Consider the following 11,128-nt stretch of genomic DNA (forward strand, 5'->3'; position numbering starts at 1 on the left):
AGTTATTCTGTTGCGGTGTCGGGGCAGCCGCAAACGGGTCCGTTGACCGGACCGCCGGGCCGCGTCCACATCGCAAACCTCGCCAACACGCTGACGTTGCTGCGGCTGGTGTTGGTCCCGATCTTCCTGCTCGCGCTGTTCGCCAAGGACGGTCACGAGTTCGCCTTTCGGATCGTGGCTTTCGTGATCTTCGCGATCGCCTGCATCACCGATCGGTTGGATGGCCTGCTGGCCCGCAATTACGGCATGGCAACGGAATTCGGGGCCTTCGTCGATCCGATCGCGGACAAGACGCTGGTCGGCTCGGCGCTGATCGGCCTGTCGATGCTGGGTGACCTGCCCTGGTGGGTCACCGTGGTGATCCTGGCCCGCGAGTTCGGGGTGACCGTGCTGCGGCTGGCCGTGATCCGCCGCGGGGTCATCCCGGCCAGCTGGGGCGGCAAGGTCAAGACCGTGGTGCAGGTGGTGGCGATCGGCCTGTTCATCCTGCCGCTGTCGGGGCCGCTGCGGGTGGCGGCGGCGGTGGTGATGGGGGTGGCGATCGTGCTCACGATCGTCACCGGCATCGACTACGTGGTGTCGACCGTGCGGGAAGTGCGCCGGACATCCGACTGATTCTGCGGTCGCCGAACGGGAACCAACGCCCCGCCGCCCGCGTTTCACCTTTTGAGCGCCTGCAGTCGCGGCCTATTCGCGCCGAGCGGGCTGACTGGACGAAGGAGGGCAGGAATGCCGCCATTAGTGCGCGAGGTCATCGGCGACGTGCTGCGTGAGGCCCGCATGACGCAGGGCCGGACGCTGCGCGAGGTCTCCGATTCGGCGCGAGTGAGCCTTGGGTATTTGTCCGAGGTGGAGCGTGGCCGCAAGGAGCCGTCCAGCGAGCTGCTCAACGCGATCTGCGAGGCGTTGCAGGTCCCGCTGTCGTCGGTGCTGACCGACGCCGGCGAGCGGATGGCCGGCCAGGAACGGGCCCGCGAACGCGTGGCCCACGGGGCGCCCGCCGACGGGCTGCGCGGCCCCAGCATCGACGCCGACACCAAGGTCGTCATCCCGCCGGTGGCATCCCTGGCGATCGCCTGAGCCGCACCGTCGGCAACGATGGACCGCTAGGGGTAGGGCGATCGGCGCCGACCCACTAAATTGAGCGACAAGCGTCGGCCCATCCCGGGACCATCCGGCCTATACGAAGCGAAGGTGGAGCTCACTCATGGCCAATCCGTTCGTCAAAGCGTGGAAGTACCTCATGGCGCTGTTCAACGCGAAGATCGACGAGCACGCCGACCCCAAGGTGCAGATCCAGCAGGCGATCGAGGAGGCGCAGCGCACGCACCAGGCGCTGACCCAGCAGGCCGCCCAGGTGATCGGCAACCAGCGCCAACTCGAGATGCGGCTGAACCGGCAACTCGCCGACATCGAAAAGCTGCAGGTCAACGTCCGCCAGGCGCTGACGCTGGCCGACCAGGCCACCGCCGCCGGAGACGCCGCCAAGGCCGCCGAGTACAACAACGCCGCCGAGGCGTTCGCGGCCCAGCTGGTGACCGCCGAGCAAAGCGTCGAGGACCTCAAGACCCTGCACGACCAGGCGCTGAGCGCGGCCGCCCAGGCCAAGAAGGCGGTCGAGCAGAACGCGATGGTGCTGCAGCAGAAGATCGCCGAGCGCACCAAGCTGCTCAGCCAGCTCGAGCAGGCGAAGATGCAGGAACAGGTCAGCGCCTCGCTGCGCTCGATGAGCGAGATCGCCGCGCCCGGCAACGTGCCCAGCCTCGACGAGGTGCGCGACAAGATCGAACGCCGCTACGCCAACGCGATCGGATCGGCCGAGCTCGCGCAGAGCTCCGTGCAGGGCCGCATGCTCGAGGTCGAGCAGGCCGGCGTGCAGATGGCCGGTCACTCCCGGCTGGAGCAGATCCGCGCCTCGATGCGCGGCGAAGCGTTGCCGACCGGTGGGACGCCTGCCCCCGGGGTCACCCCTTCGGGGGCGCCCGCGCCCGCGGAGACGACCGGGAGCGCGGCCACCGAGAAGCCCTTTGGCCAGTAGCCCGGGTGTCGGGGCGGTGAGCGAGACACGGGGCGGGCTCTGGCGCACGGTGCTGGGGCGGGGATTGGCCACCGCCGCCGACCTCTCCGACCTGGTGGCCCAAAAGCTCAGCGCCGCAGCGGATCCCCGCGCTCGGCTGTTGCGGCGGCGGCGCCGCGCGCTGCGGTGGGGCCTGATCTTCGCCGTCGGCTGTGTGTTCTGGGCGGTGGTGACGATGCTGCTCGCGGCGTGGGGCTGGTTCGCGCTGCTCTTGGAGATCACCGGCGCTGTCGCGGTCATCATGGCCGTCCCGGCGACGCTGCTGTTGCTGCGCTACCGGTGGCTGCGTTCCGAGCCGCTGCCCACACCCCGCCCGGCGAACGTGCGACGGCTGCCGCCGCCCGGCTCGGCGGCGCGGCCCGCGATGTACGCGCTGGGCGCCTCCGAGCGCGGATTCCTGTCGCTGCTGAACGTGATCGAGCGGGGATCGATGCTGCCGACCGCCGAAATACGCGACCTGTCCGCGGCGGCCAGCAAGAGTTCGGCGGCCATGGCGGCCACCGCCGCGGAGGTGGTGTCGATGGAGCGGGCGGCCGAGTCCAGCGAATCATCGCGAACGTATCTGGTGCCCACCATCAACGCGTTCACCGCGCAGCTCAGCGCCGGCGTTCGCCAGTACAACGAAATGGTCACCGCCGCAGCGCAATTGGTGTCCTCCGCCAACGGCGACCAGTTGGCGGCCTCGCAGCGCTACCGCGCCGAGCTGACCGGGGCCACCGACCGCCTGGTCGGCTGGGCGCAGGCGTTCGACGAACTCGGCGGTCTGCGCGGAGCGAGCTAGAACGTCGCCTTCAACGACGGCACCACCATCGCCGCCAGGCCGCGAAGGGTGGCCTTGACCATGTCGAAAAAGTCAAAGTAATCGCGCCACAACGTGATTCGTCCGTCGTGGACCTCGAACACGCCGCACACCCAGAACTGAAGCCGCAGCGGGCCGAAGATCAGGGCGTCGGTGCGCTCGGTGAGCACCGCGCCGCCGTCCGCGGCGATCCGGTGGATCTTCACCTCGAAGGCGGCGCGGCCGTCCATCTGGCGAAACAGCTTCATGGCCCTGGCGCGGCCACGAATCGTCGGCAGCCCGACATTTTCGTAGACGAGGTCGTCGTCCAGTGCCGCGTCGGCGGCGTCGTAATCGGCGTCCTGCAGGGCGTTCAGGAAGGTCTCGACCGTGCGGGTGTTCGCAACGGCTGTCCCGGTCGGCTCGGTCATGATCGCCAGCGTAGGCGAGCGTTGCGGCCGCGCGCTGTGGCAGGGTAAGGCCGATGCGTGTCGCCGTGGTCGCCGGGCCGGATCCCGGGCACTCGTTTCCCGCGATTGCGCTGTGCCGACGCTTCGCCCGGGCCGGTGACGAGCCCACGCTGTTCACCGGCGCCGAGTGGCTCGACACCGCCCGCGCCGCAGGCATCGGCGCCGCGCCGCTGGACGGGCTGGCGGCCACCGACGACGACGTCGACGCCGGCGCGCGGATCCATCGGCGCGCGGCGCGGATGGCCGTCCTGAACGTGCCGGCGCTGCGCGAGCTGTCGCCCGACCTGGTGGTCTCCGACGTCATCACCGCCGGCGGCGGCATGGCCGCCGAGCTGTTGGGCATCCCGTGGATCGAGCTGGACCCGCACCCGCTGTATTTGCCGTCGAAGGGGTTGCCGCCGATCGGCAGCGGGCTGGCGCCGGGCACGGGTATCCGCGGCCGGCTCCGCGATGCGACGATGCGGGCGCTCACCGCGCGGTCGTGGCGCGCGGGCCTGCGGCAACGCGCGGCCGTGCGGGTCGAGATCGGGCTGCCGGCCCACGACCCCGGCCCGCTGCGGCGGCTGATCGCCACCCTGCCCGCCCTCGAGGTGCCGCGGCCGGACTGGCCGTCCGAGGCCGTGGTGGTGGGCCCGCTGCACTTCGAACCGACCGATCGGGTGCTGGACATCCCGGCGGGTTCGGGGCCCGTGGTGGTGGTGGCGCCGTCGACCGCGTCGACCGGGACCGAGGGCATGGCCGAGGTCGCGCTGGCTCACCTGCGGCCCGGGGAGACGCTGCCCGCCGGATCGCGGCTGGTGGTCTCCCGGCTGGGCGGTACGGATCTGCAGGTGCCGCCGTGGGCGGTGGTCGGGCTGGGCAGCCAGGCCGAGTTGTTGACGCACGCCGACCTGGCCATCTGCGGCGGCGGGCACGGCATGGTGGCCAAGACGCTGCTGGCGGGGGTGCCGCTGGTGGTGGTGCCCGGCGGCGGCGACCAATGGGAGATCGCCAACCGGGTGGTCCGGCAGGGCAGCGGGCTGCTGGTGCGGCCGCTGACCGCCGGGGCGTTGGTGGCCGCGGTCAACGAGGTGCTGTCGTCGCCCCGATACCGCCAGGCGGCCCGGACCGCCGCCGCTAGCATCGCCGGCGTGGCCGATCCGGTGCGGGTGTGCCACGAGGCGCTCGCTCTGACGGGATGATGGCCAAGGTCGCGCAAAGGAGGGCAACGGCAATGAAATCGATCGCGGCCGGCGGCCTGCTTCTCGCCTTGATGTTCAGCTCGGGTGTCGCCCGCGCCGACAGCGGCGACGAGCAGCAGGCGTGCCAGTTGATGGACGATCCGGCGGCCGCCGAGCAGGGCTATGCGCCGGCCGAGTACGCCTTCATGCAGTTGCGCTCCCGGATGTCGGCGCAGCGCGCGCGGACCACCATGTCCGAGGCCGTTCAGGACTATTGCCCCAATCACCTCAACGACCTGCCGGCCAGCTGGCGCTGACGCGGCCGGTGTCCGATCCGCACCCGGTGGGTATCTTGCTGGCGTGCGGCTAACGGAATTCAACGAGCGGGTGGTCCTGCGATTCGGTGCGGCATACGGTTCTTCGGTCCTGGCCGACCACGTGCTGACCGGTTTCGGCGGCCGCACCGCCGCCCAGGCGATCGAGGACGGGGTCGAGCCCCGTGACGTGTGGCGGGCCCTGTGCGTGGACTTCGACGTGCCGCGCGACCAGTGGTGAGTGGGCAGCCCATTCGTAGGTCGGTTTTGGTGCTGCCGCAGTAGCCCCGCGAGGTGTACCGACAGGTCAACGCGAGGGCTCGCAGGGATGTCTCGGTGGGCGTGGTGCTCAGGTACCCCCGCGCGATGGGGGTAAACGACGCGGCGCCCGAGGCCGGTCCGGCGGCTGCGTCTCGAAGACGCAGTCGCCGCACACGGTTCCACCGGGCAGCCGATAGAAGAGGCAACAACTGCGGCGCCTGAAGGCCAGGCGCGGGCCGGTGACGACGCCCGATCCGGCCAGCACACCGGTGCTCAGCAGCGCACGGGTCGTTTCGGCGATCTGCAGGTCGAGGTCCGGTCGCGCCGCCAGGAGGGCCCGGGCGGCGCCGACCAGCGCCGACGCCAGGTTGCCCGCCAGCAGCGCGGGCGCCAGCTTGACCCGCAGGCCGGCGGCGAGCGGCTGCATGTGCTCGCGCACCACCGCCCGGTACAGGGTGTCCGGTGAGCGGGCGGGGAACCCGGCCGGCGCGGGCAGCCGCAATTGCGCCCCGTCGCCGGCGCGTTGCAGGTCGCCCAGGTCGGGGACGACGCCGTGGGCCAGCGCGCACGCGAGCACGGGCGACCACAGGCGGGTGGCGTGTCCGAGATGAACCAGCGAGGCGCCGATCCGCAGATCCGTCGTGCGATAGCGCCGGGCGGTGGCCTCGACCAAGTCGGCGAACCCGTCGGCGTAGGACCGCCGGACCGGGTGCCACCCGGCCGCGGTCCCGCCCACGGTCAACGCGAAAAACCCTTGATACGAGGCTATTTCGGCCAGCTCAGCGGAGATGTCCATCGATGCGCAACCAGACCCTTACGGGGAAATCCGCCCCAGTTGTCGTGAGGAAGCGCTGACGGCGAGTGTCTGGCTCTCGGGAGGGCATCCCGGTCACAGTGGCGGGACCGCACCGGATTCACACCGGTTTCCTCAGGCTCCATGGGCCCCGTCAGCGCGTTTCGGTAGCAAATGTTGCCACACGCGCGTGGCTTCGGCGTGTCCGCTTGAGTCGAACAGGTGTTCGGCTACTGTGGGGAACGTTCGGCGAGACAACTTGTCGGTGGCCTTCTCTAGTGTCACGGCCAACCGACCGATACCGGTCACCGAACACACCGAACCATAGGAGAGGCACCATGACGCAAGCCCCCGACCGCGAGAAGGCTCTCGAGCTGGCGATGGCCCAGATCGAAAAGAGCTACGGCAAAGGCTCGGTGATGCGTCTCGGCGACGAGATGCGTCAGCCGATCTCGGTCATCCCGACCGGATCCATCGCACTGGACGTGGCCCTGGGCATCGGCGGCCTGCCCCGCGGCCGGGTCGTGGAGATCTACGGCCCGGAATCCTCGGGTAAGACCACCGTCGCCCTGCACGCGGTGGCCAACGCCCAGGCCGCCGGTGGCGTCGCGGCGTTCATCGACGCCGAGCACGCCCTGGATCCGGACTACGCCAAGAAGCTCGGCGTCGACACCGATTCCCTGTTGGTCAGCCAGCCCGACACGGGGGAGCAGGCCCTCGAGATCGCCGACATGCTGATCCGCTCCGGCGCGCTGGACATCCTGGTCATCGACTCGGTGGCGGCCCTGGTGCCGCGCGCCGAACTCGAGGGCGAGATGGGTGACAGCCACGTCGGGCTGCAGGCCCGGCTGATGAGCCAGGCGCTGCGGAAAATGACTGGCGCGCTGAACAATTCGGGCACCACCGCCATCTTCATCAACCAGTTGCGCGAGAAGATCGGGGTGATGTTCGGCAGCCCCGAAACCACCACGGGTGGAAAGGCTTTGAAGTTCTACGCCTCGGTGCGCATGGACGTGCGCCGGATCGAGACCCTCAAGGACGGTACCAACGCGGTGGGCAACCGCACCCGGGTCAAGGTCGTCAAGAACAAGGTGTCACCGCCGTTCAAGCAGGCCGAGTTCGACATCCTCTACGGCAGGGGGATCAGCCGGGAGGGCTCGCTGATCGACATGGGGGTGGAGCAGGGCTTCATCCGCAAGTCGGGTTCCTGGTTCACCTACGAGGGTGAGCAGCTCGGCCAGGGCAAGGAGAATGCCCGCACCTTCTTGATGGAGAACGCCGACGTGGCCAACGAGATCGAGAAGAAGATCAAGGAAAAGCTTGGCATTGGTGCGGTTGTGACCGATGGCTTGTCCGATGACAGCGTCCTGCCCGCCCCCGTCGATTTCTGAGCCCTCTCGCGAGGAGCAGGCGCGGACCCTGTGCCTGCGCCTGCTCACCGTGAGGGCGCGCACCCGCGCCGAGCTGCACGGCCAACTCGCGAAGCGCGGCTATCCCGAGGACATCAGCGCCGCCGTGCTCGACCGACTCGCAACCGTCGGCTTGGTCGATGACGCCGGCTTCGCCGAACAGTGGGTGCGCTCGCGCCGGGCGAAGGCCGGCAAGAGCAAGCGCGCCCTGGCCGCCGAATTGCACACCAAGGGTGTCGACAAGGACGTGATCGCCTCGGCGCTGTCCGGAATCGACGCCGGCGCCGAACGGGACCGGGCCGAGGAGTTGGTGCGGGCCAAGTTGCGTCGCGAGACGCTGGACGGCGACGACGCGCGGGTGACCCGCCGGCTGGTCGGAATGCTGGCGCGCCGGGGCTACAGCCAGAACCTGGCGTGCGAGGTCGTCCTCGCCGAGCTGGCCGCCGAACGGGACCGCCGCCGGGTCTAGCTGCGGTTTCTCGGGTACCGCCGGGTCGCCGTACCATGGCCCCGTGACTTCGATGGTGGTGCAGGACGCCGCGGGCTCGCCCGACGGCGCCGGTGCGCGCACCTATCAGGTCCGCACCTACGGCTGCCAGATGAACGTCCACGATTCGGAGCGGCTGGCGGGCCTGCTGGAAACGGCCGGTTACCGGCGCGCCCCCGACGGCTCGGATTTTGGGGACGCCGACGTCGTGGTCTTCAACACCTGCGCCGTCCGCGAGAACGCCGACAACAAGCTGTACGGCAACCTCAGCCACCTGGCTCCGCGCAAGCGCGGCAACCCCGAGATGCAGATCGCGGTCGGGGGCTGCCTGGCCCAGAAGGACCGGGACGCGTTGCTGCGCAAGGCGCCCTGGGTCGACGTCGTCTTCGGCACGCACAACATCGGGTCGCTGCCCACGCTGCTCGAACGGGCCCGACACAACAAGACCGCCCAGGTGGAAATCGCCGAGTCGCTGCGGGAGTTTCCCTCCTCGCTGCCAAGCGCACGCGAATCGGCTTACGCCGCTTGGGTTTCCGTCTCGGTCGGATGCAACAACAGCTGCACCTTCTGCATCGTGCCCGCGCTGCGGGGCAAGGAGGTCGACCGCAGCCCGGCCGACATCCTGGCCGAGGTGAGAGCCCTGGTGGACGACGGCGTACTCGAAGTCACGCTGCTGGGTCAGAACGTCAACGCCTACGGGGTGTCCTTCGCCGACGCGGCGCTGCCCCGCGATCGCGGCGCCTTCGCGCGGCTGCTGCGGGCCTGCGGCGACATCGACGGGCTGGAACGCGTGCGGTTCACCTCCCCGCATCCGGCCGAGTTCACCGACGACGTCATCGAGGCCATGGCGCAGACGCCGAATGTCTGCCCCGCCCTGCACATGCCGCTGCAGTCCGGCTCCGACCGGGTGCTGCGCGCCATGCGGCGCTCGTACCGCGCCGAGCGCTACCTCGGCATCATCGACCGCGTCCGCGCGGCCATGCCGCACGCCGCCATCACCACCGACCTGATCGTCGGGTTCCCCGGCGAGACCGAAGAGGACTTCGCCGCCACGCTGGACGTGGTGCGGCAGGCCCGGTTCGCGGCCGCGTTCACCTTCCAGTACTCCAAGCGGCCCGGCACCCTGGCCGCCGAACTCGACGGGCAACTCCCGAAAGCCGTTGTGCAGGAACGCTACGAGCGGCTGGTCGAGCTGCAGGAGCAGATCTCGCTGGAGGGCAATCGCGCGCTGATCGGCCAGACGGTGGAGTTGCTGGTCGCCGCCGGGGAGGGGCGCAAGGACACCCGCACGGCGCGGATGACCGGCCGCGCCCGCGACGGCCGCCTGGTGCACTTCGGCTTGGACAGCTCCGGGGCCGACCGGGTGCGTCCCGGGGACGTCGTCACCGCGGTCCTCACCCAGGCCGCGCCGCACCACCTCATCGCCGACGGCGGCATCCTCAGCCATCGCCGAACCCGCGCGGGCGACGCGCACGCCGCCGGGGAGCGCCCGGGCGGCGTCGGCCTCGGCATGCCCGCCGTCGGACCGCCCCCCGACCCCACAGGACCCCTTGGATGTGCCCGATGATGGAAGAACACCCCGACTTCGACGCCCTACGGACCGAAATCGAGGCCGCCGAACGCCGGGTGGCGCGTGGATTCGACCCGGGCCCACGCGGCTTCGTCGTGGCGATCCTGGTTTTCGTGCTTCTGGGATCGTTCATCCTGCCGCACACCGGCGCGGTGCGGGGCTGGGACGTGTTGTTCAGCAGCCACGGCGCCGGCGCGGCGGCGGTGGCGCTGCCCTCGCGGGTGTTCGCCTGGCTGGCGCTGGTGTTCGGCGTCGGGTTCTCCATGCTGGCTTTGGTGACGCGGCGCTGGGCGCTGGCCTGGATCGCGCTGGCGGGTTCGGCGCTCGCCGGGGCGGCCGGGTTGTTGGCCATCTGGTCGCGCCAGACCGTCGCCGCGGGGCACCCGGGCCCCGGGGTGGGGTTGATCGCGGCGTGGATCGTCGTCCTGACGCTGACCTACCAGTGGGCGCGGGTCGTATGGTCGCGAACGATCGTGCAGCTCGCGGCCGAGGAGCAGCGGCGCCGGGTCGCGGCGCAGCAGCAGTCGAAGACGCTGCTGGAGAGCCTCAACGACGAGCCCGACAGCCCGGACCGGGCGCCCCGGGATCCCGACGCCTAGGGCTTACGCGTCAACGCCTCGGCGGCCGCCTGTGCCCACTGCCGCCACTGCTCGGCGTTGGCCCTGGCCTCCTCGGCCTCTTTCGTGCGGCCCGCCGCGGCGGCCTTCTCCGCCTGCTGCTCGTATTGCTCGGCGCGGACGCGGAACTGCTCGGCGCGGGCCTGCGCCTGGGGATCCGACCAATCGGCCTCGCCCGCGTCACGCACCCTCTTCTCGACGGCACGCAGCCGGCGCTCCAGTTCGGCGGACCGCTCCCGCGGCACCTTGCCGATGGCGTCCCACTTCTCGGCGATCGAGCGCAGCGCCGCCCGGGCCGCGTCGTGGTTGCCGGTGTCGATCTTCTCCGCCTCGGCCAGCAGCGCCTCCTTGGCCGTGGCATTGGCCCGCAGTTCGGCGTCCTTCTCGGCCGTCGCCGCGTTGCGCGCCGTGAAGAACACGTCCTGGGCGGCCTTGAACCTCCGCCACAGCGCGTCGTCGACGTCCCGGGCGGCCCGCCCCGCCGCCTTCCACTCGGTGAGCAGCTTGCGGAATTCGGCGCTGGTGGCGGTCCAGTCCGTCGAATCGGACAACGCCTCCGCGCGTTCGCAGAGTCGCTCCTTGGCCTGCCGGACGCCCATGCGTTCGCGGTCCAGCTCGGCGAAGTGGGACCCCCGCCGCCGGTTGAACGCCTCGCGGGCCGCCGAATAGCGCTTCCACAGCGCGTCGTCGACCTTGCGGTCCAGGCCGCTGATGGTCTTCCACTCGTCGAGGATGGCCCGCAGCCGGTCACCGGCGGCCTTCCACTGCGTCGAGTTCGCGGCCAGCTCCTCGGCCTCGGCGGCCAGCGCCTCCTTGCGCGCGGTCTGGGCGGCGCGATGCTCGTCGCGCCGGGAGCGCTCCTCAGCGACGGCGGTCTCGACCTGGTCGATGAGGCTGGCCAACCGGCCGGCGAGCGCGTCGACGTCGCCGAGTACGGCAGCCGTCGGCAACGTTTCGGCCAGCTCCGAGGCGTGGGCCTTGATCTTGCGGGCGTCCCCGGTTCCCGCCGCGAGCCGCTCCTCCATGAGCGTGACCTCGGTGCTCAGGTCGTCGAAGCGGCGACCGAAGTGGGCGAAGGCGGCTTCGCGGTCCCCGGCCTGCCACGAGCCGACGATGCGCTCGCCGGCCGCGGTGATCAGCCAGACCGTGCCGTCATCATCGACGCGCCCGAACTGATGCGGGTTGCTGCGTG

Annotated in this window: 14 protein-coding genes and 1 riboswitch; of the genes, 11 read left to right on the forward strand and 3 right to left on the reverse strand. The window is 70.7% G+C overall.

Features of this window, described 5'->3' with window-relative positions:
* The first annotated feature begins 15 nt into the window (after positions 1 to 15).
* From pgsA to A5704_RS27110, 4 genes are all read left to right on the forward strand, one after another.
* Positions 16 to 615: a CDP-diacylglycerol--glycerol-3-phosphate 3-phosphatidyltransferase gene (pgsA, locus tag A5704_RS27095; protein WP_067747298.1), complete on the forward strand. Its 600-nt coding sequence runs from the start codon at positions 16 to 18 to the stop codon at positions 613 to 615.
* Between the two features lie 114 nt (positions 616 to 729).
* On the forward strand, positions 730 to 1,080 hold the full coding sequence (gene clgR, locus A5704_RS27100; protein WP_067747301.1) for a transcriptional regulator ClgR: 351 nt from the start codon (positions 730 to 732) through the stop codon (positions 1,078 to 1,080).
* Between the two features lie 127 nt (positions 1,081 to 1,207).
* Positions 1,208 to 2,038, forward strand: coding sequence for a phage shock protein PspA (gene pspA / locus A5704_RS27105; RefSeq protein ID WP_067891984.1), 831 nt, complete (start codon positions 1,208 to 1,210; stop codon positions 2,036 to 2,038).
* 16 nt (positions 2,039 to 2,054) lie between these two features.
* Positions 2,055 to 2,858, forward strand: coding sequence for a hypothetical protein (locus A5704_RS27110; RefSeq protein ID WP_156669849.1), 804 nt, complete (start codon positions 2,055 to 2,057; stop codon positions 2,856 to 2,858).
* Here A5704_RS27110 and A5704_RS27115 read toward each other — a convergent pair.
* Complete coding sequence (locus tag A5704_RS27115) at positions 2,855 to 3,286, reverse strand: limonene-1,2-epoxide hydrolase family protein (protein ID WP_067747309.1); 432 nt, start codon at positions 3,284 to 3,286, stop codon at positions 2,855 to 2,857. The genes A5704_RS27110 and A5704_RS27115 overlap by 4 nt on opposite strands.
* A gap of 53 nt (positions 3,287 to 3,339) precedes the next feature.
* Here A5704_RS27115 and A5704_RS27120 point away from each other — a divergent pair, with 53 nt between their 5' ends.
* From A5704_RS27120 to A5704_RS27130, 3 genes are read left to right on the forward strand one after another with little or no spacing between them, the layout of a single operon-like run.
* Positions 3,340 to 4,506: a glycosyltransferase gene (locus tag A5704_RS27120; protein WP_067747311.1), complete on the forward strand. Its 1,167-nt coding sequence runs from the start codon at positions 3,340 to 3,342 to the stop codon at positions 4,504 to 4,506.
* Positions 4,507 to 4,538: 32 nt separating this feature from the next.
* Positions 4,539 to 4,802 carry a hypothetical protein gene (locus A5704_RS27125; RefSeq protein WP_067747313.1) on the forward strand — a complete coding sequence of 88 codons (264 nt, stop codon included), beginning with the start codon at positions 4,539 to 4,541 and terminating at the stop codon, positions 4,800 to 4,802.
* A 43-nt stretch (positions 4,803 to 4,845) separates the two neighbouring features.
* Complete coding sequence (locus A5704_RS27130; protein ID WP_067747316.1) at positions 4,846 to 5,040, forward strand: DUF3046 domain-containing protein; 195 nt, start codon at positions 4,846 to 4,848, stop codon at positions 5,038 to 5,040.
* Between the two features lie 108 nt (positions 5,041 to 5,148).
* Here A5704_RS27130 and A5704_RS27135 read toward each other — a convergent pair whose 3' ends face one another.
* Positions 5,149 to 5,856, reverse strand: coding sequence for a (2Fe-2S)-binding protein (locus tag A5704_RS27135; protein ID WP_082954986.1), 708 nt, complete (start codon positions 5,854 to 5,856; stop codon positions 5,149 to 5,151).
* A 42-nt stretch (positions 5,857 to 5,898) separates the two neighbouring features.
* A riboswitch (cobalamin riboswitch) is annotated at positions 5,899 to 6,024 on the reverse strand.
* Positions 6,025 to 6,191: 167 nt separating this feature from the next.
* Between A5704_RS27135 and recA the strand changes: the two genes are divergently transcribed.
* The 4 genes from recA to A5704_RS27155 are packed head-to-tail and all read left to right on the forward strand — an operon-like array spanning position 6,192 to position 9,918.
* Complete coding sequence (recA, locus tag A5704_RS27140; RefSeq protein WP_067747318.1) at positions 6,192 to 7,244, forward strand: recombinase RecA; 1,053 nt, start codon at positions 6,192 to 6,194, stop codon at positions 7,242 to 7,244.
* Positions 7,210 to 7,731 carry a recombination regulator RecX gene (gene recX / locus A5704_RS27145; protein WP_067747320.1) on the forward strand — a complete coding sequence of 174 codons (522 nt, stop codon included), beginning with the start codon at positions 7,210 to 7,212 and terminating at the stop codon, positions 7,729 to 7,731. The genes recA and recX overlap by 35 nt, the downstream gene beginning before the upstream one ends.
* A 52-nt stretch (positions 7,732 to 7,783) precedes the next feature.
* Positions 7,784 to 9,316, forward strand: coding sequence for a tRNA (N6-isopentenyl adenosine(37)-C2)-methylthiotransferase MiaB (gene miaB, locus A5704_RS27150; RefSeq protein WP_067747322.1), 1,533 nt, complete (start codon positions 7,784 to 7,786; stop codon positions 9,314 to 9,316).
* Positions 9,304 to 9,918 carry a hypothetical protein gene (locus tag A5704_RS27155; protein ID WP_156669850.1) on the forward strand — a complete coding sequence of 205 codons (615 nt, stop codon included), beginning with the start codon at positions 9,304 to 9,306 and terminating at the stop codon, positions 9,916 to 9,918. Before miaB ends, A5704_RS27155 begins: the two co-directional genes overlap by 13 nt.
* On the opposite strand, the gene A5704_RS27160 is transcribed toward A5704_RS27155, so the two are convergent.
* The coding region (locus A5704_RS27160) for a DUF349 domain-containing protein (protein WP_197508552.1) at positions 9,915 to 11,128 on the reverse strand (1,214 nt) is incomplete at its 5' end. The genes A5704_RS27155 and A5704_RS27160 overlap by 4 nt on opposite strands.

The sequence above is a fragment of the Mycobacterium sp. E735 genome (assembly GCF_001666955.1).
Lineage (GTDB): Bacteria > Actinomycetota > Actinomycetes > Mycobacteriales > Mycobacteriaceae > Mycobacterium.

What these genes read in the sequence shown, in the direction of transcription:
- clgR (WP_067747301.1), top strand. Translation starts at nt 730, where the DNA reads ATGCCGCCATTAGTGCGCGAGGTCATCGGCGACGTGCTGCGTGAGGCC.
- pspA (WP_067891984.1), top strand. Translation starts at nt 1,208, where the DNA reads ATGGCCAATCCGTTCGTCAAAGCGTGGAAGTACCTCATGGCGCTGTTC.
- A5704_RS27115 (WP_067747309.1), bottom strand. Translation starts at nt 3,286, where the DNA reads ATGACCGAGCCGACCGGGACAGCCGTTGCGAACACCCGCACGGTCGAG.
- A5704_RS27120 (WP_067747311.1), top strand. Translation starts at nt 3,340, where the DNA reads ATGCGTGTCGCCGTGGTCGCCGGGCCGGATCCCGGGCACTCGTTTCCC.
- A5704_RS27125 (WP_067747313.1), top strand. Translation starts at nt 4,539, where the DNA reads ATGAAATCGATCGCGGCCGGCGGCCTGCTTCTCGCCTTGATGTTCAGC.
- A5704_RS27135 (WP_082954986.1), bottom strand. Translation starts at nt 5,856, where the DNA reads ATGGACATCTCCGCTGAGCTGGCCGAAATAGCCTCGTATCAAGGGTTT.
- recA (WP_067747318.1), top strand. Translation starts at nt 6,192, where the DNA reads ATGACGCAAGCCCCCGACCGCGAGAAGGCTCTCGAGCTGGCGATGGCC.
- recX (WP_067747320.1), top strand. Translation starts at nt 7,210, where the DNA reads ATGACAGCGTCCTGCCCGCCCCCGTCGATTTCTGAGCCCTCTCGCGAG.
- miaB (WP_067747322.1), top strand. Translation starts at nt 7,784, where the DNA reads ATGGTGGTGCAGGACGCCGCGGGCTCGCCCGACGGCGCCGGTGCGCGC.
- A5704_RS27155 (WP_156669850.1), top strand. Translation starts at nt 9,304, where the DNA reads ATGTGCCCGATGATGGAAGAACACCCCGACTTCGACGCCCTACGGACC.